Source organism: Nitriliruptor alkaliphilus DSM 45188, assembly GCF_000969705.1.
GTDB classification, from domain to species: domain Bacteria; phylum Actinomycetota; class Nitriliruptoria; order Nitriliruptorales; family Nitriliruptoraceae; genus Nitriliruptor; species Nitriliruptor alkaliphilus.
Map to the genome: position 1 here is coordinate 1,844,282 of NZ_KQ033901.1, position 24,940 is coordinate 1,869,221.

Consider the following 24,940-nt stretch of genomic DNA (forward strand, 5'->3'; position numbering starts at 1 on the left):
ACAGATATATATCATCAAGTTAGGGTGCCGCCGGAGTCACTGCACCGCCAACGACCTGGGAGCCGAGGTACATGAGCGACGCCGTTCTGCCTGAGATCAGTCGCAACTACATCGACGGTGAGTGGGTGGAGACCGGCGAGCGGCGCACCCTGATCAACCCCTCGACCGGCGAGCCGAACGGCGAGTCGTGCGAGGCCGACGTCGCCCTGACGGAACGGGCCGTCGCGGCGGCCCGCCGTGCCTTCGATGACGGCCCGTGGTCGCGGTGGACGCCCGAAGAGCGGTGTGAGGTGCTCAAGGATGTGGTCGATCACCTGATGGAGCGCACCGACGACCTCGTCGACATCGAGGCCGCGAACGCCGGTGCGACCAAGCGCACGGGCTCCATCGTTCACGTCGGTATCGCGCTGTCGAACTTCGACCACTACGCCGAGGCGGCACTGACCCCGATGCAGGAGGCGCTCCCTCCGACCGAGAATCCCTACTTCGCGCCCAAATGGGTGGTTCGTGAGCCGCTCGGTGTCTGCGCCGGCATCGTCCCTTGGAACGTGCCCCTGCTCATGGCGATCTGGAAGGTGGCGCCGGCGCTGGCCATGGGCAACACCGTCGTGCTGAAGCCGGCCCCGGCGACCCCGATGAGCGTGCAGGTGTTGGCCGGGGCCTTCGACGCGTGCGGTCTGCCGCCCGGGGTGTTCAACTTGGTCCTGGGTGACGCTGTCCCGGGCGAGGCGCTCGCGTCCAGTCCGGACGTGGACAAGATCTCGTTCACGGGTTCGACGCCGGTCGGCAAGCGAGTCATGCAGTTGGCGGCCAGCAACGTCAAGAAGGTGACGCTCGAGCTCGGGGGCAAGTCCGCGAACATCCTGCTGGACGACGCCGACCTCGATGTCGCCATCGACGGCTCCATCTTCGGTTTCACGTTCCACTCGGGGCAGTTCTGCGAGTCGGGCACCCGCCTGCTGGTACCCGAGCACCTGCACGACGAGGTCGTCGAGCGCCTGCGCGACCGGTTGGGGTCGGTGGTGATCGGCTCCGCCGAGGACTGGGACACCGACCTCGGTCCGTTGATCAGCCAGGCGCAACTCGACCGTGTCGCAGGCTACGTCGACCTGGGGTGCGAGGAAGGCGCGAAGGTCGTCGCGGGAGGCAGGCGACCGCCGCACCTCGACGCCGGTGGCTACTTCTACGAGCCCACGGTCCTGGCGGGCGTGGACAACTCTATGCGAGTCGCCCAGGAGGAGATCTTCGGCCCGGTCCTGTGCGTCATCCCCTACCGCAAGGTCGACGACGCCATCGCGATCGCCAACGACTCACCGTACGGGCTAGCGGGTGGCGTCTTCTCTGAGGATGTGACTGCCGCCGTCGAGGTCGCCCGCCGAGTGAGGGCCGGGACGCTGTGGGTCAACGACTGGCACCTCGGAGTCATGGACGCTCCGTTCGGTGGCTACAAGCAGTCGGGGTTGGGCCGCGAGCACGGACGGCAGGGGCTCGAGGAGTTCTGCGAGACCAAGGCGATCCACGTCAGCCAGGCGCGCCCGGAGCAACGCCTGTTCGGGATGATGATGTCCGGGTGAACCGGATGTGGCCCGGCGTCGCACCCTTGGCGCCCCGACCCGACGCATCGAGGATGAGCCCATGATGCCCACGACCATGCCCGACGTCGACCTCGTCGACCCGGACAGCTTCGCAGACGGTGTTCCGCACGGATTGTTCGACTGGCTCCGTCGCGAGGAGCCCGTGCATCACCACCCCCACCCGGAGACCGAGGGGTTCTGGGTGATCAGCCGGGCTGAGGACGTCGCGGCCATCTCCAAGGACACCAAGACCTTCTCGAGCTACGAGAAGGGTGTCTTCCTAGAGGAGGACACCGTTCTGCCCCTGGACTTCTTCCGTCAGTCCCTGCTCGTAATGGACCCGCCGGACCACACCCGTCTGCGTCGGGCCATCGCCCGCCGGTTCACGCCCAAGACGATCCGTGACCTCGAGCCGCGGATCCGGCAGATCACGAGCGACGTGGTCGACGAGGTCATCGAACGCGGCTCTTGCGACTTCTCGATCGACGTCGCCGCGCAGCTCCCCCTCGCCATGATCTGTGAGCTCATGGGCGTGCCGCACGAGGACCGTGAGCAGGTCTTCGCCTGGGCCAACAAGATCAGCTCCTTCGACGACCCGTCGGTGCGCGCGGACATCGATGACGGTCTGATCGCCTTCGAGGAGTCCTACATCTACGCCATCGAGCTCGCCGAGAAGCGACTCGCCGAGCCGCAGGACGACCTCATCTCGGTGCTCGCTCAACCGGAGTCCGGTGGCGAGGAGCCCCTCTCCGAGATCGAGATCGCGAACTTCTTCCAGCTGCTGGCGGTCGCCGGTAACGAGACGACCCGTCACACCACCTCCCACGGCATGCAGGCGTTGATGGACCATCCCGATCAGCGTCAGGAGCTGATCATGGACCCGGCGCTCATGGGCAACGCCGTAGAGGAGATCCTGCGGTGGGGGAGCGTCGTCAACTACTTCCGGCGGACCCCGATGCGGGACATCGAACTGCACGACAAGACCTTGCGTAAGGGGGACGCGGTCGCCATCTACTACTGCTCGGCCAACCGCGACGAGTCGGAGTTCCCCGAGCCGCACACCTTCGACATCCACCGGAGCTTCAGCAACCAGTACGCCTTCGGTGGCGGGGGCCCGCACTTCTGCCTCGGCGCACCGCTGGCGCGGATGCAGCTGCGGGTGATGTTCGAGACGCTCCTCGACCGGATCCCGGATGCCACCAACGCGGGGGCGGTCACGCGCCTGCGATCGAACTGGATGAACGGCATCGAGCACATGCCGATCGAGTTCACCCCCGCTGACCGCCTCAACGCCTGACCGGCCCCACGAAACAGGAGAAGCCGATGTCCTACCTGAAGAACGAAGAAGAGGTCGACACCTACATCGCCGAGATCTTCCGGCGGTCCATGGAGCACCCCGCGGTCGGCCCGAAACTCAAGAAGGCCGCGCTCAAGATGCGGGTCGACTACACGGATCCGGACACCGTCATGATGGTCGACATGGGGTCGTCCCAGGTGCTGGTGGGTGAGGCGGCGGACGAGTACCCGTGGGACGTGGCGCTGGCCATGACCGCCGACGACGGCCACAAGTTCTGGCTCGGGAAGCTGAACTTCACGGTGGCCATGACCAAGGGGAAGATCCGCACGAAGGGTCCGGTCACCGAGCTGCTCAAGCTCCTGCCCCTGGCGAAGCCGCTCTTCGCCCAGTACGAGGAGATCCTCCGCGAGGACGGTCGTGACGACCTCCTGAACGTGACGCGGTGATGAAGGCCGTCATGTTGCACGGACCCGGCGACGTTCGGGTCGACGAGCTGCCCATGCCCGAGATCGTTGATCCCACGGACGCGATCCTGCGGGTCACGAACACGGCGATCTGTGGGACCGACCTGCACTGTCTGCACGGCGGGATCCCCGCCGCGCAATCGGACATCGTGCTCGGCCACGAGTTCGCAGGGGTCGTGGAGGCCGTCGGCGACGGCGTCCACGACATCGAGGTCGGCGAACGCTACGTCGCCTCCATGATGGTCGGGTGCGGGGCCTGTGCCGGGTGTCAGCGTCAGGAGTCCCGCTCCTGCACGTACTTCGGCATGTTCGGGATGGGGCCGGCCTTCGGTGACCTCCAGGGAGGACAGGCCGAGTACGTCCGCGTGCCCTTCGCGGACCGCACGCTGATCGAACAGCCGGCCGGGGTCGCCACGAACGACATGCTGATGCTCACCGACATCCTCTCGACCGCCTGGACGGCGCTCACGCGGGCGGGGGTTCGCGGTGGGAACACCGTGACCGTGGTGGGCGCCGGACCCGTCGGTCAGCTCCTGGTGATGTGCGCTCCGCTGTTCGGTGCGAGTCGGGTCATCGCCGTCGATCTGGATGCCACGCGCCTCCGCCAGGCCGAGGAGCTCGGAGCCATCCCGGTCAACGCGGCCGAGGTCGATCCGCGGGACGGCGTGTTCGACCACACCAACAACCAGGGTGCCGACGTCACCATCGAAGCGGTCGGGAACGCTGCAGCCTTGGAGACCGCCCTCGGTGTGACGCGGATGGCCGGCACGGTGGTGCAGGTGGGGACCCTCGTCGACGAGCCGATGCCTTGGAGCGCCGGCGAGATGTTCATGCGCAGCGTCGCCTGGATCCCCGTGCTCGGCGAACCGCCCACCCACGCCGAAGCGCTGACGCGCCTCGTCGCCGCCGGGCGCCTCGCGCCCAGCCGCGTCGTGTCCCACGAGATGCCGTTGGAGGACGCGCCGAAGGCCTACGAGCTGTTCGACAGGCGCGAAGCCACCAAGGTCGTGCTGACCACCGAGTGAACGCCCCACCTCGGACTCCCTCGATCGCAGGAGAACCGTCATGACGTACCCCGGAGAACGTGCACAGATCACCCCGGACAAGCCGGCCTACATCATGGAGCCCAGCGGCGTCGTCGTCACCTACCGAGAGCTCGACGACGACTCGAACCGCATCGCTCAGGTGTTCCACGAGGCTGGCCTGCGGCCGGGTGACACGGTCTCGATGCAACTCGAGAACCATCCGATCGCGCTCAAGGTCGTCTGGGCGGCGCAGCGCTCGGGCCTCTTCTACACCGCCATCTCGACGGCCCTGCAGGCGGACGAGGTGGCCTACATCGTCGATGACTGTGATGCGAAGGTGCACGTCACCACGGCCCGGTTCAGCGACATCGCCGAGAACATCGTTGATCGCACGCCGAAGGTCGAGCTGCGACTGTCGATCGACGGGGAGGTCGCAGGCCATCAACCGCTCGAGGAGCGGATGGCGGCGACGGACGCGGAACCGATCCCCGAGGAGGTGGAGGGCGGCGACCTGCTGTACTCCTCCGGTACCACCGGGACACCGAAGGGCGTCAAGCCGGATCTTGAGTACGAGCCAGCCGGCAACCCCCCACCGATCGTGGGCCTCATGCACATCCTCTGGGGCTTCGACGAGGAAACCGTCTACCTCTCGCCGGCTCCGCTCTACCACGCCGCGCCGCTGCGTTTCATGCTCGGCGTCAACCGGCTCGGCGGCACCATCGTCATGATGGAGTCGTGGGACACCGAGCAGAGCCTCGCGCTGATCGAGAAGCACCGCATCACCCACGCCCAGTTCGTCCCCACCATGTTCGTGCGGATGCTGAAGCTGCCCGAGGGCGTGCGCACGAAGTACGACGTGTCGTCGCTCGGGTTCGCGGTCCACGCTGCCGCGCCCTGCCCCATCCCGGTCAAGCAGCAGATGATGGACTGGTGGGGAGAGATCCTCCACGAGTACTACGGAGGTACAGAAGGCAACGGCATCACCGCGATCACGCCGCAGGAGTGGCTGCAGCACCCGGGATCCGTCGGCAAGGGCCTGCTGGGTGAGGTGAAGATCTGTGACGATGACGACCACGAGCTCCCCCCTGGCGAGGCCGGCAACGTCTACTTCGCAGATGGCCCCGACTTCGACTACCACAAGGATCCGGAAAGGACCGCTCAGGCGTACAACTCGCATGGGTGGTCGACGATGGGGGACGTCGGCTACGTCGACGACGACGGGTACCTGTTCCTGACGGATCGGAAGGCTTACACGATCATCAGCGGCGGGGTGAACGTCTACCCCCAGGAGGCCGAGAACGTCCTCACGATGCACCCCGATGTGGTGGACGTCGCGGTATTCGGGATCCCCAACGAGGAGTTCGGGGAAGAGGTCAAGGCTGTCGTCCAGGCTCGCGACGGGGTGGAGACCGGTCCCGCGCTCGCGCAGGAGTTGATCGACTACTGCAAGGAGCGGTTGTCGTCGATCAAGTGCCCAAGATCGGTCGACTTCCGAAACGAGCTTCCGCGCACGGCGACGGGCAAGCTGATCAAGCGGCTGGTTCGCGAGAGCTACCTCGATCGCGCTCCCGCGGACTTGAGCGGCTGACCTGACCGAACGGGACCCCCCATGCGCCAGCCGATAACGGAACTCGAGTACTTCGCCGCCGCGATGCGCGTACTCGGCGACCGTGGTCCGGAGCACCTGACCATCGCGGTGGTGTGCGAGCAACTGGAGGTCACGAAGGGATCCTTCTACCACCACTTCCGGAGCATGTCGGAGTTCGTGACCGCGTTGATGAGATGGTTCACCAACTACAACGAGGAGCTCGCCAACCGGTTCGAACGGGAGTCCGAGTTGCCTCGGCAGCTCGAGCTGGCCATCGAGACGTCGAGCCGGCTCGATCATGCGGCCGAGGCAGCGCTACGTGGCTGGGCACGAAGCAACCCGGAGGTCGCTGCCGCGGTCGCCGCCGTGGACGAGCGACGCGAGCGCTACGCCGTCGGCGTGCTCCTCGCCGCCGGCTTGCATCGGCGCGATGCCGCGCTGTTCGGTCGGTTGCTGCTCGACGTGCTGGTCGGACGGCAACAGCGTGAGCAGCCGCTCGACACGACGGGACTCGCGCGCGACCTCGCAGTGGTCAAAGACCTCGCGCTCTCGGCCCGGTCGACCGCAGCGGCGGGATGAGGAGAGCCATGATGAAGCCGAAGGTAGACCGTGACCGGTGCATCGGCGCAGGCCAGTGCGAGGCCGTGGCGCCTGATGCGTTCGAAGTCAACGACGACGGGTTCGTTGAGGTGATCGGTGACCTCGAGGGCGGGCAGGTGTCCGACGCGGTCGAGAGCTGTCCGTCCGGTGCCTTGAGCTGGGACGACGGTTAGTCGCGAACCGCGATAGCTCGATCCGGACGCAAGGTGGGGCGGCTGATGACATCGCACCTTCACGTTGCAAGAGAGCTTCCGTGCCCACTGCCCTTCGGACTTCACCGGGAGATCCATCATTTCCGGTCAGCCCGCCGTCCCCACCCAACTGCTCGGCGCCCCCGCCACGGCCTCGCTCGCCAAAGCGAAGACCCTCCGGCGGCGCCTGCTCGCCATCCCCGGCCGGCTCACCCGAACCGCACGGCGATGGACGCTGCACCTGCCCGCACGCTGGCCCTGGCAGCACGTGTTCGAGGACACCTCGGACGACTCCGCGCCCTGCCACCGCCCATGTGATCGACCCAGCCCCGCCACCCGCTCTGGCGGGTGATGCAAGTAGATCATATATCGGATATAAGTAGTGACGCGTCCGGCGACGCGCCGACGTGGGGCGGGGAAGGGTGATCCGTGAGGAGATCGACGCGCTGCGGAGCCCAAGTACAAGACCGCTCAGATGGCCGCTGGAGGAACCGCCGTGACGACCACCATCGATCTCGCTGGCCGGGTGGCCGTGGTGACGGGTGCAGGTGGGGGGTTGGGGCGAAGCCACGCCTTGGCCTTGGCTGCCCGCGGAGCTGACGTGGTGGTCAACGACCTCGGGGTCGCGCGGGACGGCAGTGAGGCAGGGCAGCGGGCGGCGGATGCGGTCGTCGTCGAGATCGAGGCCGCCGGCGGGCGGGCAGTCGCGAATCGGGACTCCGTCGCCGACCCGGTGGGGGCGCGGGCCATCGTCGCTGCAGCGGTGGAACGTTTCGGTCGCCTCGACATCGTGGTGAACAACGCCGGTATCCTGCGGGACGCGACCCTGCACAAGCTGGCCGTCGACGACCTCGACGCGGTGCTCGCCGTTCACCTGCGGGGCACAGTGCTCGTCTCGCGAGCGGCGCTCCCGGTGATGCGGGAGCAGGGTTACGGCCGTTTCGTCCACACCGCCTCAGCCGCCGGGCTGTTCGGCAACTTCGGGCAGTCGAACTACGGCGCCGCCAAAGCGGGTATCGCAGGCTTCTCTCGTACGCTGGCTCTGGAAGGTGCCAAGCACGGCATCACCTCCAACGCCATCGCGCCGATGGCGCAGACGCGGATGACCGAGGAGTTGCTCGGTCCGCTCGCGGGAAGACTCGACCCCGAGCTGGTCTCGCCGTTGGTCGTGTTCCTTTGCAGCGACACGTGCGAGCTGACGGGCGAGACCTTCACCGCAGGCGGCGGCCGTTACGCCCGCGTGGTCACCGGCTTCGGTGCCGGCTGGCTCGCTGAGGGCAAGGTCACTCCCGACGACATCGCGGATCACCTGGCGGACATCCGCGAGATCGACGACCTGGTCGTCCCCGCCTCGACCACCGACGAGATCCTCGGCCTCGCGGAGCGTCTCGGGATCTCGTTGCCGGGCGACAGCTGACCCGCCTCTCGCCCGTTCACCGCCGTCGCGCCGGTCGCCATCTGGAGGCCCCACCGTGTCCGAGTCCTCCGTCCGCATCCACCTTCGCGAGGGGGTGCTGCACCTCGACCTCGATACCGGTCCCGGTAACCCGCTCGGCCCAGTGGCGGCCGCGGAGCTGGACGCGGCGCGCACGAAGCTGTCGGATGCCCGCGCGATCGTGCTGACCGCGAGTGGCGATGACTTCTGCTTCGGGGCGGACGCGCGCGCGATCATCTCGGCGTCTTCCGATGACGAACTCGATGACCTCGTCGACCGCATCGCGGCACCACTGCACGGCTTCGTCGGGGCCCTCGTCGCCGCGGACGTCCCCACGGTCGCTGGAGTCACTGGCTGGGCAACGGGGATCGGCATGTCGTTGGCTTGCGCGTGTGACCTGGTCATCGTCGAGCCGACCACCCGTTTCCGTAGTGCCTATCCGACGCTCGGCTTCACCCCCGACGGGGGCCTCACCTGGACACTGCCGCGGCGAATCGGCCGCTCCCGTGCCACCGAGCTGCTGCTCGCTGACCGTGTCGTCGACGGCGTCGAGGCGGTGGGGCTGGGACTGGCGACGCGACTTGCCGGCGTCGAAGGGGCCACGGCCGACGCCGTCGCATCGGCGCACCAGCTGGCAGCCGGGCCGACCCGCGCGCTCGCGGTGACCAAGCAGTTGGTGGAGGCCAGTTGCGCCCGATCGGTTGGCGAGCAGTTGGACGAGGAGCTGGCCGCCGTGCGGGCGGCGGCCAAGGGCCCGGAGGGCCGGGCGGGGCGTGCTGCCGCCGCAAGTCGCACCACACCCGAGTTCCGCACGTGGAACGACGGAGGGGGGTCGTGAGCGACCGAGCGGACCGATCAGCAGTTGACGGCCTCTACCACAACGGACGCACCGCTCGGCGTGATGGCGTCCCATCGTGTGGTGTAGGACCGTGCGTCTCGTTGTCAGTGGCGGGGTGCTGCGGGCAGGGACGGTAGACGGTCCTCCTGGTCGATGAGGGGGCTGAGGGTGGCTTCGGCCATGTAGCGGCGTGGGGCGGCGACGAGTTCGTCGTTGACCTCGACCAGCAGCGCGCCGACGAGGCGGATGACGGACTCGGGGAAGATCTGCACGACGTCGGTGCGGCGTTTGAGCTCGCGGTTGAGCCGTTCGATCGGGTTGTTGGACCAGATCTTGGGCCAGTGCATGGGCGGGAAGGTTGCGTAGGCGAGCAGGTCGTCCTCCATGGCCTCGAGCCGCTCGGCGACCTTGGGTTCGGTCGCGGTGAGCTTGTCGACCACGTCACGTAGCTGGGTGCGGGCGGCGTCGGCGTCGTTCTCGGCGAAGATGGTCGAGATCGCTGCCGTGAACCGTCCTGGGATCGGTGGAGGCTCCTAACCTTGGAATCAAGGAGGAGCCATGAGCACGATCGGTCCGTCGGGGACGCCGAACTCGCGTCGGTACAGCCCTGAGGAGAAGGCCCAGGCGGTGCGGATGGTCCAGGCGTTGCGTACCGAGCTCGGGGCTACCCAGGGAACGGTCGCCCGGGTCGCCAAGCAGCTGGGCTACGGGGTGGAGTCGGTGCGCCAGTGGGTCAAGCAGGCCGAGATCGACGGCGGTGAGCGGCCCGGCACCACGAGCAGCGATGCGGAGCGGTTGCGGCAACTGGAGCAGGAGAACCGGGAGCTGAAGCGCGCCAACGCCATCTTGCGGTCGGCGTCGGCTTTCTTCGCGGCGGAGCTCGACCGCCCACAGAGGTGATGGTCGCCTACATCGACGCGCACAAGGACGAGTTCGGGGTCGAGCCGATCTGCCAACAGCTGCCGATCGCCCCGTCGACGTACTACGCCGCCAAGTCCCGTGAGCCGTCCGCGAGGATGCTGCGGGATGCGGTGCTGATGCCGCTGCTGTTGACGCTGTGGACCGCGAACTACGAGGTCTACGGGATCCGCAAGATGTGGAAGGCGCTGCAGCGCGCCGGCGAGGCGGTCGGTCGCGACCAGGTCGCCCGGTTGATGCGTGAGCTGGGGATCCAGGGCGCCCGTCGGGGCAAACGCATCCGGACCACCCGACCGGACGCCTCCGCGGCACGTCACCCGGATCTCGTGGACCGGCAGTTCATCGCCGAGCGGCCGAACCTGCTGTGGGTCACCGACCTGACCGTGGTGCCGACCTGGGGCGGTGCGGTCTACGTGTGCTTCATCACCGACGCGTTCTCGCGGATGATCGTCGGCTGGCGGGTGGCGACCCACATGCGCACCGACATGGTTCTCGACGCGCTCGAGATGGCCCGATGGAAACGCAACAGCCAGCTCGAAGGACTGGTCTGCCACTCCGATGCCGGCTCGCAGTTCACCTCCATCCGCTACGGCGAGCGGCTCGCCGAGCTCGGCGCCGTCCCCTCCATCGGATCAGTCGGCGACAGCTACGACAACGCCCTGGCAGAAGCCGTCAACAGCCTCTACAAGACCGAGCTGATCCGCCGAAAGGGACCATGGCGCAACGTCGACGACGTCGAGCTCGCCACCCTCGGCTGGGTCCACTGGTTCAACCAGGAACGGCTGCACTCCACCCTGGGTGACATCCCTCCCGTGGAGTTCGAGACCGCCACCTACAGTCAGCGAGCGGAGACCAGCCACCCGGTTGGAATCCAATGAACCGAGTCTCCATCAGATCCAGGACGGTTCAACCTGTGGCCGGATGCGTGTCAGCGCTGAGTTGGGGGTGGGTTGAACCTGCCCTCTCGCCCCGTCCCTCGAGTGTCCGCGCGACGTAGGCACATCGCCCGCGAGTTCACTGGGTGAACGCAACACCTCACTGATCGGCGGATAGTCGACCGAGAGTGGAGGTGGGTGATGACGATCGGCAACGTCTCCTACAACCTGACGCCCGAGCAGGTCCAGGAGCTGCGGGACGGCTGTGCGGGCTCGCTGCCGGGCACTCGCTGCGGCAGATCGCCGGACGACTCGGACGCTCCCCGTCGACGATCTGTCGCGAGGTCAAGACCGACAGGGGCCGGACCCGCTACCGGGCACGCACGGCCGACCGAGCGGCGGTGCGACGACGTAAGCGCCCCAAGCCGTGCAAGCTGGCCGCATCCCCACGGTTGGCGCGGTTGGTCGAGGCGAAGCTGCAGGCGAAGTGATCCCCTGAACAGAGCGCCGGCTGGCTTGCGGCCTCGCCCAGTGGGTGGGTCAGCTGGCCTTGTTCGGGCTCCGGACATGGGTGGAGGCCGGGCGCCAAGCTAGTGATCGGCGTGACCGCTGGGCGGTCCGCCACAGCTATTGCGACGTCTGGTCCGGCCTCCCGCTTCGAGGATGTCACGCCCGCGCGGGGTTGTGAAGGCGGGTCAGTGGCTCCAGCGTGGGGGTCGTAGGGGATCTGGTCGCGGACCATCGCGAACGCGATCTCGGTGGCCCGTCGGGCCATGGCGCAGGCGATGATTCCGGCGGGCTTGAACCGCACAGGCGACCGCGCCAGAAGACAGCGTCCCGGCGCAGGTGTCTCACATCCGCAGCACGTCCAGCGTGTGACGGCCGTGCCGATCCGATTTCAGTCGTCAACAGCCTCGGTACGACCTGGGCGTCCACCCCCGCCTCGGGGCACCCACCGTGCACGCAGAGTCATGGACGTGCCCGCTCAGCCCTTGAGGGTCTCAAGCGGGAGCGTGTCCATGAACGCCTCGTCCCGGGAGAGTCGGCCGTCCTCGACCAGGCACAGATCCATGCCGCTGATTGTTGTCGAGCGCCCGGTTCTGCGGTGTGTGGCCTCGACGTCCCACATGCAGAGTTGTCCGTTCTGGCCAGCGAGGCGCCGCTCATCGATAATGTGGAACCGCATGTCCCAGACACGGAAGAACACATCTAGGTAACGACCTAGCTGATCGTGGCCGACGATGAAACCCCGCGTCTTGGGGTCGCGGTAGACGACGTCTTCGGTGTAGCTCGCGAGCGTGGTGGCGACATCGAGCGTGTGCCACGCGTCGATGCATCTGCGCGTCGCCGCGAAGACCTCTTCGTCGCTCATGAGGGATGGGGGCCCTTCGGTTCCATCACTGTTCATCGTGCGCTCCTGGTTGACGGCGACCTTCATACTCCCTACTATATATTACATCAGACTCCGCGTCGATCGCACGGGTGACTCGGAGGTCGAAGCGACGGGAGCGATGAGGGTTGAACGCTGACGTGTCACGTTCCGTCACGCACGGGCCGGTTGCGGCGTCGCCGGCCGGCGCGCGGACGCTCGCCACGCGGTTGCGGGGTCATGCCGAGCAGCGACCTGATGCCGTCGCATTCCGCTACAAGCGTTTCGGCGTGTGGGAAGAGACCACGTGGCATCAGTACTGGGATCGGGCGCAAGACGTGTCATGCGCCCTTGCTGCGCTGGGCATCGGGCCCGGCGATCGTGTGGCCGTCCACTCTGAGAACCGTCCCGAGTGGTTGTACGCCGATCTGGCCACGGTCGCACTCCGGGGGATCACCGTGGGTCTCTACCCGACCAACCCGAGCGTCGAGGTCGAGCACATCCTTGGCCACTCCCAAGCGAGCATCGTGATCGTCGAGGACCAGGAGCAAGCCGACAAGGCACTTGCGGTGGCCGACCGACTGTCTGAACTCAAGACGATCGTGTACGTGGAACCGCGAGGTCTGCGTTCCTACCGCGACCCTCGCCTGATGTCATGGTCCGAACTTGTGGTACTCGGGCAACGAGAGCGCGAGCGCGAACCGGGCACCGTCGAACGGCACATGGCAGACGCGACGCCCGACGACGTGTTGGCGCTCATCTACACCTCTGGCACGACCGGGCCTCCAAAAGGCGCCATGATCTCGGTCGCGAACGCGGAGTTCGCCATAGAGGCACACATCGAACGTGCAGGGCTGGTTACACCCAAGATTGATGCCAACGACGTCCTGATCTCCTACCTACCCCTCTGCCACGGCGCTGAGCGGATCCTCACCGAGTGGACCAACCTGGCCACCGGATGTGTCGTCAACTTCGCGGAGTCGATCGAGACGATCCAGACGGATCTCCGAGATGTTCAACCGACCGTGTTCTTGGGCGTGCCGCGGATCTGGGAGAAGGTGGTCGCAGGGATAGAGATCTCGATCGCCAACGCCACCCCGTTCAAACGGATGACATATCGCTTCTGGGAGCGAGTGTCCCAACAGCTCGCGGAACGACTCTGCGAACGCGGTGGTTCCCACACGTGGGGTACACGGCTGGTCTACCTGATCGGGTGGCTCTTCGTCTACCGAGCCCTCAAGGAGCGCATCGGGATGGCGCGATGCCGCTTCGCCCTGAGCGGTTCCGCGCCGATCGCACCCGAGGTCCTGAAGTACCTAATGGGTATCGGTGTGCCGATCTATGAGGTTTACGGCATGACCGAAAACACGGCGACGGCCACCAGGAACCGGCCTGGACACATCCGGATCGGCACCGTGGGCGAGCCGTACGACGGCATAGAGGTGTCCTTGAACCCAATGACGGGCGAGGTGCTCACCCGACACGGCGGGAACTTCGTCGGGTACTGGAGAGACGAGGAGGCCACCATGTCGACGTTCACCGATGATGGATGGCTGAAGACTGGCGACGTCGGCGAATGGGTCCACGACACGCACCTGAAGATCACGGGCCGCATCAAGGACATCATCATCACTTCGGGTGGAAAGAACATCTCACCCGCTGAGATCGAGAACAGTTTGAAGGCGTCGCAGTACATCCGGGAGGCGGTGGTCATCGGTGACGGAAGGAAGTTCCTGACGGCACTCATCGGAATCGAACTTGAAACAGTTGGTGACTGGGCGTCTCGTAAGAACCTGCCGTACACGACGTACCGTGACTTGACCGAGAAGCCGCAAGTTCGAGACCTCATAGAGCGCGAGGTCCAAGCGACGAACGGTCGGTTCGCGCGCGTCGAGAACATCCGCAAATTCAAGCTGATCCCGAAGGAGCTCGACCACGATGATGGCGAGCTAACCGCCACCCAGAAGGTGAGGAGATCAGCGATCGCCGAGATGTTCTCTAGGGAAATAGAGGAGATGTACGGCGACCGCTCAGGGGTCAGCGCGTGAACGCTATTCAAGCCGCCGTTACGGGCCTCGGAAACGGGGCGACGTACGGTCTGATCGCCACCGGCCTGGTGATCATCTACAAGTCCACGCACGTCATCAGCTTCGCCCAACCGAGCCTGATGATAGTTGGTGGCATGGTCGCCTACTACGCGACACGTTTGTACGGGCTACCGTTCGGCCTTGCACTGGTGATCGCCGCATTGCTGGCCGGAGCGCTTGCGATGCTCATCGATCGAGGGACGCAACGTCCACTCCTGCGTCGCTCGCCCTTCGTCATGGTCGTTATGACGCTCGGCGTCGACATCGTTCTACGCGTGGTGGTGAACCAGACGATCGGAACCCAGCGCAGATCGATCCCAAACCCGTGGGGTTTCGACACGATCAGCGTCGGTGGCGTGATCGTGCAGCAGCGGTCCATCGCCATGTTCAGCATCGGGCTGCTGGTGATGGTCGTTCTAGCCGCGTTCTTCCGCTATGCGCGGATCGGGTTGGCGATGCGTGCGGTCGCGTTCGATCGCGAAGCCGCCATGGCACAGGGTATGTCGGCGTCGCTTGTTTTCGCTCTGTCGTGGGGGTTAGCTGGCGGGCTTGCCGCGATCGCGGGGGTGCTGCTGGGCAGCGGCTCTGGACTCGATCAGCAGACGTGGCTCGTGGCCCTCAAAGCCATCCCGGCGATGATCATCGGGGGGCTCGATTCGATCAAGGGCGCCTTCATCGGGGGTCTTGCCGTCGGCCTCGTCGAAGCGTTCTTCGGTAGCTACCAAAGCAGCTACATGGCGTGGCTCGGTGACAACTTCGCGGTCGTGTCGGGCTATCTGCTCTTGCTGATCGTCTTGATGCTACGTCCCTACGGCCTGTTCGGCACGACGCGGATCGAGAGGGTCTGATGACGAAGAACTGGGCGATCTACTCGCCCGAGCAGGCGCTGTCGCGCCGACGGCGCGTCCCTTCGCGCCCTCGGCTCCACCTCAGCTACCGCCACGCCATCGCCATGCTCAACACACCTGCGAAGCAGCGTGGCATGGTCGCCGTGGGTGTTCTCGTCCTCCTCGCACCGGTCATCCTGCCCTCGAGTTGGACCTTCCTGATCGCCGTGGGCTTCGCCGCAGCGGTCGGCGCTCTCGGTCTCAACCTCCTGACCGGGTACGCGGGCCAGGTGTCGCTCGGCCACGCGTTCTTCCTCGGTCTGGGTGCCTACACCGCTGCCGTGCTCGGTGGCGCGACCAGTGGCGTACAGATCGGCCTCGGCCTCCCGATGGTGATCTGGCTACCGGCCTCCGGCGCCGTCGCTGGCATCGCTGGCTACGTCGTCAGCCCGATCGCTACCAGGCTGCGGGGGTTGTACCTCGCCGTGGCGACGCTGGCACTAGTGATGCTGGGGCGTCACTTCTTCCTTCACGCAGCGCAGATAACCGGGGGCACAGGGGTAGGTCGTCGCATGCCGCGACTCGAATTCTTCGGGTTCGATCTCGGGGCCGCACAGGACCTGTTCGGTCTGCGGCTCCCGCGTGAGACGGTCATCTACCTCTTCATGCTGTTCTGTCTGCTCGTGGCCATGGTTACCGCAAAGAACGTCGCTCGGTCGGCGACCGGTCGGCGGTTCATGTCGATCCGAGATCACGATATCGCTGCATCGATGATCGGTATCGACCTTCGCCGGCAGAAATCCGCAGCGTTCGCGCTGTCGTCGGTGTACGCAGGGACGGCGGGGGCGCTCCTGTACGCGGCGTACGGGTACGTCGAACCGGGGTCGTTCTCCTTGCTCCTGTCGATCCAGTACATCGCGATGATCTTCATCGGTGGGCTCGGAACCATCTCGGGAAGCGTCGTGGGGGCTGTCCTGATCATCTCGCTGTCGAGGATCTCGCAAGTCATCATCAGTCTCTTGCCCGCGGGCCTGGCTCGAAGCCTGGGCACGTCAGGCTCGCTGATCCTCGAAGGCGCCTTGTACGGAGCGCTGATCATCGCCTTCCTGCTGGTTGAGCCGAACGGGGTCCACGGAATCTGGTCCCGCGTGAGGACGTACTGGCGATCCTGGCCATTCACCTACTGAACGTCACTGACAGCATCCCACGGTCCGCTGATGAACTGGACTCGAACAATCGAGGAGTATCAGATGAAGAACTATCGACGTACCGTCGCGCTGCCCGTGGCGGCTCTGCTGCTGGCAAGTTGTTCTGCAGCCGAGGAGGATCCGTCCGCCGAAGCCAGCGCGAACGGTGGTGGCAGTGAGGTGGCGACCGACGTGGGGGTAACCCAGGAACCTTGTGTAGGGAGGGAGGACTCGGGCAAGGGGTGCATCTATCTGGGACAGATCTCTGACATGACAGTCGGACCGTTCGCCAGTCTCGCGGTCCCCGCTACGGATGCCATCGTTGCGTTCTGGGAGCGAGTGAACGATGAAGACATCATTCAAGGGTATGATGTCGACGTGGAGACGTTCCTGCGCGACAACCAGTACAATCCCGAATTGCACTTCAATGCCTACCTCGAGATGCGCGACGAGGTACTCGCCATCGCCCAGACGCTCGGGTCTCCGACGACGGCGGCGATCATGGAGGAGTTGGTTGCAGACGGGGTCGTCGCGGCACCGCTAAGTTGGACGTCGGCGAACTGGTTCAGCGAGCAGATCCTGCCGTCGGCATCGAACTACTGTTTCGAGGCGATGAACAATTACGATTACCTCCTTGATCGTCTCGGCGAGGAAGCCCGCATCGGCGTCCTCCACTATGCGGGTGACTACGGTGACGACGGCGCTGGGGGAGCTCGCGCTGCCGCTGAGTTCCGCGAAGGTCACATCTCTGACATCCCGACCGAGCCTGGACCGGACAACCAGGGAGGAGCCGTCAGCGCCATGCTGCGAGAAGAACTCGACGCCGTCATCCTCTTCGTAGCCCCCGGTGACGCCCTCGAGATCATCGGTGAAACTACCTCGCGAGGCTTCGATGGGCTGTTCGTAGGAGCTTGGCCGACCTGGGATAGTGGGAACCTGGAATCGCCGCTGCTGGAGGTACTGGAGGAGCAGTACCTGCAGTCGGGGTACCTGGCGCCCTTCGGAACATCCACTCCCGGCCATGACGCGCTGTACGAGGCGGTCGGCGACGTGACCCCGAACGATGGGTACGTCGCAGGCTGGTCGTTCCAGTACCCCTTGCTCGAGACGCTTCAGGTGGCTGTGGCGCGCGGTGATCTGACGCGCGGTGGAGTGGCAGCGGCCATCACCGAACTGGAGTCGGTCGATTACGAAGGCATGCTGCCCGATGATGCCGGCAACTTTGCCGCTCAGTCGCCGAACGAGGGCGCGACGCGAGCGACGTTGATCAGGCGCGTCGACCGCGATGCACCGTTCGGTCTCGCGGTGGAGGAGGAGTTCTTCGTCGGACCGAGCGCCGCGGCGTACTCCTTCGAGGAGCCTTGCTTCTGATTCCCGGCAACCTGACCGGATTCTCGGAGCCTACCAACCGTCGAACGGAATCGCCGTGCTGTCGATCAGCAACCTCGAGGTCGTCTACAACGACGTAGTGCTCGCCCTCCGGGGTGTCAGCTTGGAGCTCCCCGAGCAGCAGATCGTGGCGTTGCTCGGCGCGAACGGTGCGGGTAAGACGACCGTGCTTCGGGCGATTTCGGGTCTCCTCCGGATGCACGACGCGGAGGTCACCAAAGGCGATATCCGGCTCGGTGACGAGAGCCTCCTGGCGGCGTCGCCGGCTCGCATCGTGCGTTCCGGCCTCACGCAAGTGCTCGAAGGCCGGCGAGTCTTCGCCGAGTTCACGGTCGAAGAGAACCTGCGTGCTGGTGCGTACACCGATGCGGTGGACGTGCCAGCACGCATGGAAGAGGTTTTGTCGTTCTTCCCTGCGTTGAAGGATCGTCGGCAAGCGACCGCGGGGTACCTGTCCGGTGGCGAGCAACAGATGCTGGCCATCGCACGTGCGTTGATGTCGCGCCCCACCTACCTCCTGCTTGATGAACCGAGCCTCGGCCTGGCGCCACTCATCGTCGAGCAGGTTATGGAGATCATCCGAGAGATCAATCGCCACGGGACGTCGGTGCTGCTGGTCGAACAGAACGCGATGATGGCCCTTTCGATCGCATCGCACGGCTACGTGCTCGAGAACGGGGCGATCGTTATGGACAAGCCAGCCGCTGAGCTACTTGCGGACGACGACATCCAGGAGTTCTACCTGGGCCAGCGGAGCGGGAACGACGGATCCTTCAGGGACTTGAAACAGTACAAGCGCCGGAAGCGGTGGTTGTCGTGAGCGTTGAATGGGGAGTCACGCTTGGCGTGAAGGATGGCAAACATGATGAGTATCGCTGAACGTCAGGTCGATCCTGACCTGGACGTTATCCTGGCGGTTCGGGGGGTGACGCTGAACTTCGCTGGCATCCGGGCACTCGACGGGGTCGAGCTCGAAGTTCGGAACAACGAACTCTTCGCGGTCATCGGTCCGAACGGCGCAGGAAAGACCTCGCTGCTCAACGTGATCTCTGGCCTCTATCGACCGCAGGCCGGAGCTATCGAGTTCAAACGGCAACCGTTGGTCGGGCTTCCAAGCCATCAGATCGCTCGTCGTGGTTTGGCGAGGATGTTTCAGAACATCGAACTGTTCGAGCACTTGACGCTTATCGAGAACCTCTTGGTCGGACGAGAACGACACGTCACGTACGGGACGTGGGCGTCGTTGGCCTTCGGAAGGAGGGTCCGTGAGGAGGAGGTTCGCCATCGAGCGAAGGTCGAGGACATCGTCGATCTGCTCGAGATCGAGGCGTTCCGTGACACGCCTGCAGGCCTGTTGCCCTACGGTGTGCAGAAGCGTGTCGAGCTGGGGCGTGCGCTCGCGGCGGAGCCGGACCTACTCCTTCTCGATGAGCCCGTGGCCGGAATGAACCGTGAGGAAACCGAAGACATGGCCCGTTTCCTTCTCGTCGTACGCGAGGAGCTGCAGGTTCCGATGATTCTGGTAGAACATGACATGGGTCTGGTCATGGACCTCGCCGATCGTGTGATGGTCCTCGACTTTGGACGTGTGGTCACCACGGGCTCGCCTGAGGACGTCCAGCAACATCCTGAAGTCCGCGAGGCCTATCTCGGCGTCGGACACTGACGTGCACGCAAGTCCTCGCGCAGAGGGGCATACGACACTTGTGCGGGTTCGATCGCTCGTTCAACTTTGGGGCGCGCGAGCTTGCGGGTGGCGTACGGCCGGGTCGTTTCAGTGTGTACCTCGAAGCCGCACCGGTGGGATGATGGTCCGCTTCCCCATGAGGTGGGTCACGCCGCGGTGGCGAAGCTGTAGTGGCCTGATCCTCGTGGTGGCCGGAACCCGACGCGGCTGTGCGGTGTGGCGCAGGATGCGCGCCCGGTAGTTGTCGGTGTTCCGGAGGCCGTGGGCTGCCCGACGGACGTTCTTGATCCTCACATGCGTGGATTCGGGGCGCTTCGGATTTCAGCGGGGTCACGGGAGGGCCACGAGGGCGAGGCGTGACCAGTTCGGGCGGCCGGCGTAGAGCAGCACGCGGATGCGCCAGTGGACGAAGTTGGTCATCCCGAACGCGATGCGCTTGATCCGTTTCGCGAGGCCGTTGATGGTCTCGGTTGGCCCGTTCGTGACTTGGGCGTGGTGCCAGGCGGCGATCTGGGTCCGCCATCGGTGCATGGTGCGGCCGAGCTGGCGGACCTCGGAGGGCAGTCGCGGTCGCGGAGGTCCTCGGAGAGCTGGTCGACCCACTCGAGCGCGAGCTGCGGGTCGCGGTGGGCGTACAGCGATCTGACGGCTTCCTTGGCGTGCCAGGCGGTGGTGACCTCTCCGCGGGGGTCGCCGGCGCGTAGCAGGCCGGTGAGCTTGCTGGTCGCGCGTTCATCGAGCCGTTCGTGGGCGAGCACGAGTAGCCGTCGGGCTCGGTAGAGCGGATCGTGCTTGCGGCCGCGGTGGCCGAGGGTCTCGTTCTGGACCCGGCGGCGGACCTCATCGAGCTTCTCGCCCGCGAGCTTGACCAGGTGGAACGGATCGGCGACCTGGACCGCATCGGGCAGCATCGTGTCGAACACCTTGCGGTACGGCCCGGACATGTCCAACGTCGCGAACCGGACCTGGGCGCGCCATGCCGGGTCACGGTTCGCCAGCCAACGCACCGCAGGCAGCGCATCGCGGCCTTCGACGACATCGAGCAGCCGGCCGGCGGCAACGTCCACGATCGAGGTCGACCACTGCTTGGTCCGCCACCTGCCGGTCTGGTGAACAGGGTCTCATCGAGCCCGAGCGCCGTGACGTCACCGATGCGGCCGGGGTCATCGACCAGCACGCGGCCGTAGTCCATCACCGCGTCGTTGACCGTGTGCCAGTCGCACTGCAGATCGGCGGCGACCTCGGCGACGGTGCGGCCATGCTTGCCGACCTGCCAGGTCGCCCACCGGCCCGCCCGCGCGGTCATCACCAGACGCGACGAACCGATCTTCGGCGCGACCTCGGTCCAGCTACCGACCGTGCAGAGCGGGTCGGGGCAGCGCCATCGTCGCTTGATCCACCGCAGCCTGGTCGGGCGTCCGAAGGCCGGCAGGTCCACCAGCAGCACCGGGTCGCGGTCCTTGACCGTGGCTCGTCCGTCGCACCTGGCGCAGCGGACCGGGGCCTCGAGTTCGGTCTCGATCTCTACCACCAGCGGCACCGCGGGGCTGGGGTCAGCGACCCCGCGGACGGTCACCGCAGGCAGTCCCACCAGCAACTGGCACATGCGCGTAGCATCGGTCTCCACAGGGGTCCTGTTCGAGATGTGGTCCTAGACACCCACAGCCTCGCAGGACCCCTGTGCTGCACCTACAACCCCTACACCCCGCTCATTTCCGAAGCGCCGGATTCGGTCGGGCCGTTGGAGGCGCGGGTGTCGAAGAACGCCAGGACCTGGTCTTGCCGGGTGTCCATGGTGCGGGCCAAGCGGGTGACCTCGGTCAGGTCGATGGGGACCAGCCACTCGTGGAACGCGACCAGGCGGCGGTGGGCGGTGTCGCGGTCAGGCGCGGCGTACATGCGTCGGAGCATGCCGACCGCGACCCACCGAGCCGACGTCGTCGTCGGTGTCGGCGTTGCGCAGCCGGGCGAAGATCTTGGAGATGGTCACCTCGTCGAGGCGTTCCTGGCCGACGCGCAGGACCCGACGGAGCTTGAACCGCGGGTCGTTCTCGTGGCCCCGGTGGCCGTGGATCTGCTGCTGGCGGTGTCGGCGGACTTCATCCATCGCTTGCAGCGCCGGCTTGACCAGGTGGAACACGTCAGCGACCACGACCGCGTCCGCGAGGGTGTCAGCGGCGGTCTTAACCTTGGAAACAGGTCACAGGCCACCATGGTCGCGTCAGGCGCGTGCTCGGCCAGCAGCTCGGCGGCAGACGCCCGATCACGTCCTTGGGCGACGGCGACCACCAGCGAGGTGTCTAGGCACACCAGCGCGGTCAGGAACTGCCGGCGGCGCTTGGTGAGCCGCCCGGTGACCATCACGGTCTCGTCGCTCCCCACCCGCGTGGGACGCTCCGCGGCGAGCTGGTCTGCGGCCGCCGTGACGGCGCCCACCACGGTGTCCCACCCGACTCCGAAGCTCTTGCGGATCGTGTCGATGGGCGCGTTGGCCTCCGACATCGCCACGGCCGACCGCGCTGCGGCTCGGCTCCAGACCGCGCGGGGCGCGATCGACGCGGTCCTCTCGATGAAGGTCCCGCAGCCGTCGACGCACGTCAGCAGACGCTTGTGCCACACCAGCCGTGGGGCGCGGCCAGCGATCGCCAGGTGCCGGTGTGGGTGCGCCGGTCGTGAACCCGATGCCGGTCGATGACCCCACCGCGGAGGTACGGCTGGACGTCACGAGGCACGGCGACCAGCTCATCGTGGTTGAAGCGCGGCGGGTCTCGTAGAGGGCAGGATGGTTGGGAAGGAGACCATCATGCCCGCACCGAGGAAGTACCCGATGAGCTGCGTGACCGTGCGGTCCGGCTCGTGGCCGAGGACGGCCAGCACGGGGCGATCGCGCGTGTGGCTGCTCGGCTGGACATCAACCCCGAGACGCTGCGCAACTGGGTCAAGCGCGAACGCCGGCGCGTGGAGCAGCCTGAGACGGTCGATCTGGAGGCCGAGAACCGGCGGCTGCGCCGCCAGGTCGCGGACCTCGAGCGTGACAAGGAGATCTTGAAGGCTGCTTCGAGTTTCTTCGCGCGGGAACTCGACCGTCCGCAGCGACGATGACCCGCTTCATCGACGACCACCGCGAGCAGTTCGGGGTCACACCGATCTGTGCCGTGCTCGGGTGGAACGTCTCGACCTGCTACGCCCACCGTCGTCGTCCGCCCTCCGAACGGGCGCTGCGGGACGACCACCTCGCCGGCCAGGTCCGCCGGGTGTTCGAGGCCAACTACCGCGTCTACGGCTACCGCAAGGTCCACGCCCAGCTCACCCGAGAAGGGTTTCGGGTCGCGGAGTGCACCGTGCGGCTTGATGCGACGCGAGGGCCTCGCTGGCGTGGTCCGGGGCTGGCAGAAGCCACGAACCACCACTGCGGACGCCACGCTGTGCGCCCGCCGGACCTGCTGGACCGTGTCTTCACCGCCGACGGTCCCGACCGGCGCTGGGTCGCTGACCTGACCTACGTGCGGCTGACCACGGGCCGGTTCGTGTACGCCGCGGTCATCGCCGACGTGTTCTCCCGCAAGATCGTGGGGTGGGCCGTAGCCAACCACCTGCGGACCGAACTGCCGCTCGCGGCGCTGCGCCCGGCACTGTGGGAGCGGCGGCACGTCGACCTCGACGGGCTGATCCACCACAGCGACGCCGGCGGCCAGTACGTCGCCCTGCGTTACGGCGAGGAGCTGGCCACAGCGGGGATCGTCCCCTCGATCGGCAGCGTGGGCGACTCCTACGACACTCAGTCATCATCAACGCGATGGCCGAATCGACCATCGGCCTGGTCAAGACCGAACTCGTCCGCAACCCGACCCGCGGCCCTTGGTCACGCCTGTCGACGTTCGAGTTCGCGCTCGCCGAGTACATCGACTGGTTCAACAACGCCCGCCTCCACGGCGAGCTCGACCACCGCACCCCCACCGAGATCGAGACCGACCACTACCCTCACCACACGCCAGCCCCGCTGGCCAGGATCCACAGTTGACGCCCTCTACAGAACCAACCGCGCTTCAGCCGGGGGTTCGTCGCCGGTGCCAGAACCCGGCGCCGGAGCCGGGTCCCTCAGCTCAGGACGCCCGGTCCAGCAGGTCCCACGCCGCTGCTTGGCGCCCGTTATGGGCCGCTTCGCAAATCGGGCTCTCCTGTCGTTCCCGTGGGGCGTGAACGGCGGAGATCGATGTAGTGCGCCGTCTCCGGCGTAGGTTTCTGGGTGTTGAGGACCAGCAACCAGCAACACGGAGACGGCGCGTGTTCAGGGTATGGCGCAGGCTGCTCGGATTGTGCGACAGGGCCGTGCTCGAAGAGGTCGAGTTCGACGAGGCCGAGCAGGTGGTCGTCGCGCACGTGCGGCCCAAGTCGCGGGCGGCGCGACGTTGCGGCCGGTGTGGTCGCCGCTCGCCACGGTTCGACCACGGTGACGGTCGCCGACGATGGCGCGGGCTGGACCTCGGGACGGTGCAGGTGTTCCTCGAGGCCGACGCACCGCGGGTGACGTGCCCCAGGCATGGGGTGGCGGTCGCGGCGGTGCCGTGGGCCCGGCACGGCGCCCGGCACACGGCCGCGTTCGAGGACACGGTCGGGTGGCTGGCGACCCAGTGCTCCAAGACCGCGGTCACCCGGCTGCTACGGATCGGCTGGCGGACCGTGGGCAACATCATCACCCGGGTCGTGGCCGACATCGATGCCCAGGTCGACCGGCTCGCGGGCCTCAAGCGGATCGGGATCGACGAGATCTCCTACAAGCGTGGACACCGCTACCTGATGGTCGTGGTCGACCACGACACCGGACGGCTGGTGTGGGCCGCGCCGGGCCGCGACAGCGCTGCACTGGGCGGGTTCTTCGACCAGCTCGGCGACCAGCGGTGCCGCCAGATCACCCACGTGTCGGCGGATTCGGCCGAATGGATCGGTCGGGTCGTGCGCCGCCGCTGCCCGCAGGCGGTGCTGTGCGCCGATCCGTTCCACGTCGTCTCCTGGGCCACCGACGCGCTTGACGAGGTCCGCCGTCAGGTCTGGAACGATGCCCGAGGTGCGGTCACCCAGCGGCGGGCACCGCGAGCGACGGGGACCGCCAAGATGCTCAAGGGAGCGCGTTATGCGCTGTGGAAGAACCCCGAGAACCTCACCGAGCGGCAGCAGACCAAGCTCGCCTGGGTCGCCAAGTCTCACCCGAGACTGCATCGCGCCTACCTGCTCAAGGAGGGCCTGAGGGTCGCGTTCAAGCTCAAGGGTGAGGCCGGCAAGGAGGCGCTCGACCGGTGGATCTCCTGGGCGCGGCGCTGCCGCATCCCCTCGTTCGTGCAACTCCAACGACGCATCGTCAAGAACCGGGCCGAGATCGACGCCGCACTCGACCACGGTCTCTCCCAGGGGCTGATCGAGTCGACCAACACCAAGATCCGCGTGCTCACCCGGATCGCGTTCGGGTTCAGATCCCCCGAAGCGCTCGTCGCCCTCGCGCTGCTCTCGCTCGGCGGCTACCGCCCCGACCTACCCCACCAGAAGACCGCACGATGACCCACGGGAACGGCAGTAGGGCCGCAAATCGGTAGA

At 66.4% G+C, this 24,940-nt stretch carries 21 protein-coding genes, 8 pseudogenes and 1 other annotated feature; of the genes and pseudogenes, 22 read left to right on the plus strand and 7 right to left on the minus strand.

Translation table 11 applies throughout. The features are described from left to right. The first annotated feature begins 71 nt into the window (after positions 1–71). The 10 genes and pseudogenes from NITAL_RS08695 to NITAL_RS08735 all read left to right on the plus strand — a co-directional run bounded on the left by NITAL_RS08695 (position 72) and on the right by NITAL_RS08735 (position 9,012). Positions 72–1,574: an aldehyde dehydrogenase family protein gene (locus tag NITAL_RS08695; RefSeq protein ID WP_052665819.1), complete on the plus strand. Its 1,503-nt coding sequence runs from the start codon at positions 72–74 to the stop codon at positions 1,572–1,574. A gap of 61 nt (positions 1,575–1,635) precedes the next feature. After that, complete coding sequence (locus tag NITAL_RS08700) at positions 1,636–2,871, plus strand: cytochrome P450 (protein ID WP_052665821.1); 1,236 nt, start codon at positions 1,636–1,638, stop codon at positions 2,869–2,871. Between the two features lie 26 nt (positions 2,872–2,897). Then, positions 2,898–3,317, plus strand: a complete 420-nt coding sequence (locus tag NITAL_RS08705; RefSeq protein WP_052665823.1) for an SCP2 sterol-binding domain-containing protein — start codon at positions 2,898–2,900, stop codon at positions 3,315–3,317. Then, entirely contained in the window at positions 3,317–4,360 is a 1,044-nt protein-coding gene (locus NITAL_RS08710; RefSeq protein WP_245617724.1) for an alcohol dehydrogenase catalytic domain-containing protein, read from the plus strand. Before NITAL_RS08705 ends, NITAL_RS08710 begins: the two co-directional genes overlap by 1 nt. 40 nt (positions 4,361–4,400) lie before the next feature. After that, on the plus strand, positions 4,401–5,948 hold the full coding sequence (locus NITAL_RS08715) for an AMP-binding protein (protein WP_052665828.1): 1,548 nt from the start codon (positions 4,401–4,403) through the stop codon (positions 5,946–5,948). A 21-nt stretch (positions 5,949–5,969) separates the two neighbouring features. Further along, on the plus strand, positions 5,970–6,527 hold the full coding sequence (locus NITAL_RS08720; protein ID WP_052665830.1) for a TetR/AcrR family transcriptional regulator: 558 nt from the start codon (positions 5,970–5,972) through the stop codon (positions 6,525–6,527). 11 nt (positions 6,528–6,538) lie between these two features. Continuing rightward, positions 6,539–6,721 carry a ferredoxin gene (locus NITAL_RS08725; RefSeq protein WP_052669537.1) on the plus strand — a complete coding sequence of 61 codons (183 nt, stop codon included), beginning with the start codon at positions 6,539–6,541 and terminating at the stop codon, positions 6,719–6,721. 175 nt (positions 6,722–6,896) lie between these two features. After that, positions 6,897–7,091 (plus strand): annotated as a pseudogene (locus NITAL_RS28905) (hypothetical protein); the annotation flags it as partial. 144 nt (positions 7,092–7,235) lie between these two features. Next, entirely contained in the window at positions 7,236–8,156 is a 921-nt protein-coding gene (locus NITAL_RS08730; protein ID WP_211262289.1) for an SDR family NAD(P)-dependent oxidoreductase, read from the plus strand. Between the two features lie 94 nt (positions 8,157–8,250). After that, entirely contained in the window at positions 8,251–9,012 is a 762-nt protein-coding gene (locus tag NITAL_RS08735; protein ID WP_169786790.1) for an enoyl-CoA hydratase/isomerase family protein, read from the plus strand. 104 nt (positions 9,013–9,116) lie between these two features. Here NITAL_RS08735 and NITAL_RS08740 read toward each other — a convergent pair. Beyond that, positions 9,117–9,527 (minus strand): annotated as a pseudogene (locus NITAL_RS08740) (transposase); the annotation flags it as partial. Positions 9,528–9,570: 43 nt separating this feature from the next. Here NITAL_RS08740 and NITAL_RS08750 point away from each other — a divergent pair. Together NITAL_RS08750 and NITAL_RS29380 are read left to right on the plus strand one after the other, a co-directional pair. Beyond that, positions 9,571–10,808 (plus strand): IS3 family transposase gene (locus NITAL_RS08750; RefSeq protein WP_245617672.1). Its coding sequence is split into 2 segments (ribosomal slippage): positions 9,571–9,874 and positions 9,874–10,808, totalling 1,239 coding nucleotides; the frame shifts between segments, so codons are not numbered across the junction. After that, positions 9,873–9,986 (plus strand) — a sequence feature (AL1L pseudoknot). Its footprint overlaps the gene before it by 114 nt. A 191-nt stretch (positions 10,809–10,999) precedes the next feature. Then, positions 11,000–11,146: pseudogene (locus NITAL_RS29380) on the plus strand (helix-turn-helix domain-containing protein); the annotation flags it as partial. 644 nt (positions 11,147–11,790) lie between these two features. Here the strand turns inward: NITAL_RS29380 and NITAL_RS08760 are convergent. Then, entirely contained in the window at positions 11,791–12,243 is a 453-nt protein-coding gene (locus tag NITAL_RS08760; protein ID WP_052665843.1) for a nuclear transport factor 2 family protein, read from the minus strand. Positions 12,244–12,323: 80 nt separating this feature from the next. Here NITAL_RS08760 and NITAL_RS08765 point away from each other — a divergent pair, with 80 nt between their 5' ends. The 6 genes from NITAL_RS08765 to NITAL_RS08790 all read left to right on the plus strand — a co-directional run bounded on the left by NITAL_RS08765 (position 12,324) and on the right by NITAL_RS08790 (position 19,330). After that, on the plus strand, positions 12,324–14,222 hold the full coding sequence (locus NITAL_RS08765) for an AMP-dependent synthetase/ligase (RefSeq protein WP_211262290.1): 1,899 nt from the start codon (positions 12,324–12,326) through the stop codon (positions 14,220–14,222). Beyond that, entirely contained in the window at positions 14,219–15,109 is an 891-nt protein-coding gene (locus NITAL_RS08770; RefSeq protein WP_052665848.1) for a branched-chain amino acid ABC transporter permease, read from the plus strand. Before NITAL_RS08765 ends, NITAL_RS08770 begins: the two co-directional genes overlap by 4 nt. Further along, entirely contained in the window at positions 15,109–16,275 is a 1,167-nt protein-coding gene (locus NITAL_RS08775) for a branched-chain amino acid ABC transporter permease (RefSeq protein ID WP_083441370.1), read from the plus strand. The genes NITAL_RS08770 and NITAL_RS08775 overlap by 1 nt, the downstream gene beginning before the upstream one ends. A 63-nt stretch (positions 16,276–16,338) precedes the next feature. Then, positions 16,339–17,646: an ABC transporter substrate-binding protein gene (locus NITAL_RS08780; protein ID WP_169786791.1), complete on the plus strand. Its 1,308-nt coding sequence runs from the start codon at positions 16,339–16,341 to the stop codon at positions 17,644–17,646. A gap of 55 nt (positions 17,647–17,701) precedes the next feature. Continuing rightward, the gene (locus NITAL_RS08785) at positions 17,702–18,484 is read left to right on the plus strand and encodes an ABC transporter ATP-binding protein (RefSeq protein ID WP_052665853.1); all 783 of its coding nucleotides are present in this window, start codon (positions 17,702–17,704) and stop codon (positions 18,482–18,484) included. A gap of 45 nt (positions 18,485–18,529) precedes the next feature. Then, positions 18,530–19,330 (plus strand): ABC transporter ATP-binding protein, encoded by an 801-nt coding sequence (locus NITAL_RS08790; RefSeq protein ID WP_052669540.1) that lies wholly within the window; start codon positions 18,530–18,532, stop codon positions 19,328–19,330. A gap of 468 nt (positions 19,331–19,798) precedes the next feature. On the opposite strand, the pseudogene NITAL_RS29545 reads toward NITAL_RS08790, so the two are convergent. From NITAL_RS29545 to NITAL_RS29180, 5 genes and pseudogenes are all read right to left on the minus strand, one after another. Beyond that, a pseudogene (locus tag NITAL_RS29545) lies at positions 19,799–19,882 on the minus strand (hypothetical protein); the annotation flags it as partial. Positions 19,883–19,920: 38 nt separating this feature from the next. Continuing rightward, positions 19,921–20,436: pseudogene (locus NITAL_RS08795) on the minus strand (ISL3 family transposase); the annotation flags it as partial. A 296-nt stretch (positions 20,437–20,732) separates the two neighbouring features. Beyond that, a pseudogene (locus tag NITAL_RS29550) lies at positions 20,733–20,957 on the minus strand (transposase family protein); the annotation flags it as partial. A 92-nt stretch (positions 20,958–21,049) separates the two neighbouring features. Further along, positions 21,050–21,250, minus strand: coding sequence for a transposase (locus NITAL_RS29175; protein WP_052665860.1), 201 nt, complete (start codon positions 21,248–21,250; stop codon positions 21,050–21,052). Next, positions 21,234–21,518: pseudogene (locus NITAL_RS29180) on the minus strand (transposase); the annotation flags it as partial. The gene NITAL_RS29175 and the pseudogene NITAL_RS29180, both read right to left, overlap by 17 nt. A gap of 689 nt (positions 21,519–22,207) precedes the next feature. Here NITAL_RS29180 and NITAL_RS29555 point away from each other — a divergent pair. The 4 genes and pseudogenes from NITAL_RS29555 (at position 22,208) to NITAL_RS08830 (ending at position 24,904) form a co-directional block, all read left to right on the plus strand. Continuing rightward, a complete protein-coding gene (locus NITAL_RS29555) occupies positions 22,208–22,453 on the plus strand; it encodes a transposase (RefSeq protein ID WP_169786792.1) in 246 nt (81 codons plus the stop codon). Next, positions 22,450–23,067 (plus strand): annotated as a pseudogene (locus NITAL_RS29560) (IS3 family transposase); the annotation flags it as partial. The gene NITAL_RS29555 and the pseudogene NITAL_RS29560, both read left to right, overlap by 4 nt. Before the next feature lie 80 nt (positions 23,068–23,147). Then, positions 23,148–23,372 carry an IS3 family transposase gene (locus NITAL_RS27150; protein ID WP_157041728.1) on the plus strand — a complete coding sequence of 75 codons (225 nt, stop codon included), beginning with the start codon at positions 23,148–23,150 and terminating at the stop codon, positions 23,370–23,372. A gap of 263 nt (positions 23,373–23,635) precedes the next feature. Continuing rightward, the gene (locus tag NITAL_RS08830) at positions 23,636–24,904 is read left to right on the plus strand and encodes an ISL3 family transposase (RefSeq protein ID WP_052665868.1); all 1,269 of its coding nucleotides are present in this window, start codon (positions 23,636–23,638) and stop codon (positions 24,902–24,904) included. Positions 24,905–24,940: the final 36 nt, after the last annotated feature.

Bases quoted from the DNA above. Each gene is read 5' to 3' on its own strand.
- NITAL_RS08695 (WP_052665819.1), top strand. From the start codon at position 72: ATGAGCGACGCCGTTCTGCCTGAGATCAGTCGCAACTACATCGACGGT.
- NITAL_RS08700 (WP_052665821.1), top strand. From the start codon at position 1,636: ATGATGCCCACGACCATGCCCGACGTCGACCTCGTCGACCCGGACAGC.
- NITAL_RS08705 (WP_052665823.1), top strand. From the start codon at position 2,898: ATGTCCTACCTGAAGAACGAAGAAGAGGTCGACACCTACATCGCCGAG.
- NITAL_RS08710 (WP_245617724.1), top strand. From the start codon at position 3,317: ATGAAGGCCGTCATGTTGCACGGACCCGGCGACGTTCGGGTCGACGAG.
- NITAL_RS08715 (WP_052665828.1), top strand. From the start codon at position 4,401: ATGACGTACCCCGGAGAACGTGCACAGATCACCCCGGACAAGCCGGCC.
- NITAL_RS08720 (WP_052665830.1), top strand. From the start codon at position 5,970: ATGCGCCAGCCGATAACGGAACTCGAGTACTTCGCCGCCGCGATGCGC.
- NITAL_RS08725 (WP_052669537.1), top strand. From the start codon at position 6,539: ATGAAGCCGAAGGTAGACCGTGACCGGTGCATCGGCGCAGGCCAGTGC.
- NITAL_RS08760 (WP_052665843.1), bottom strand. From the start codon at position 12,243: ATGAAGGTCGCCGTCAACCAGGAGCGCACGATGAACAGTGATGGAACC.
- NITAL_RS08775 (WP_083441370.1), top strand. From the start codon at position 15,109: ATGACGAAGAACTGGGCGATCTACTCGCCCGAGCAGGCGCTGTCGCGC.
- NITAL_RS08780 (WP_169786791.1), top strand. From the start codon at position 16,339: ATGAAGAACTATCGACGTACCGTCGCGCTGCCCGTGGCGGCTCTGCTG.
- NITAL_RS08790 (WP_052669540.1), top strand. From the start codon at position 18,530: ATGAGTATCGCTGAACGTCAGGTCGATCCTGACCTGGACGTTATCCTG.
- NITAL_RS29175 (WP_052665860.1), bottom strand. From the start codon at position 21,250: ATGTACGCCGCGCCTGACCGCGACACCGCCCACCGCCGCCTGGTCGCG.
- NITAL_RS27150 (WP_157041728.1), top strand. From the start codon at position 23,148: ATGGCCGAATCGACCATCGGCCTGGTCAAGACCGAACTCGTCCGCAAC.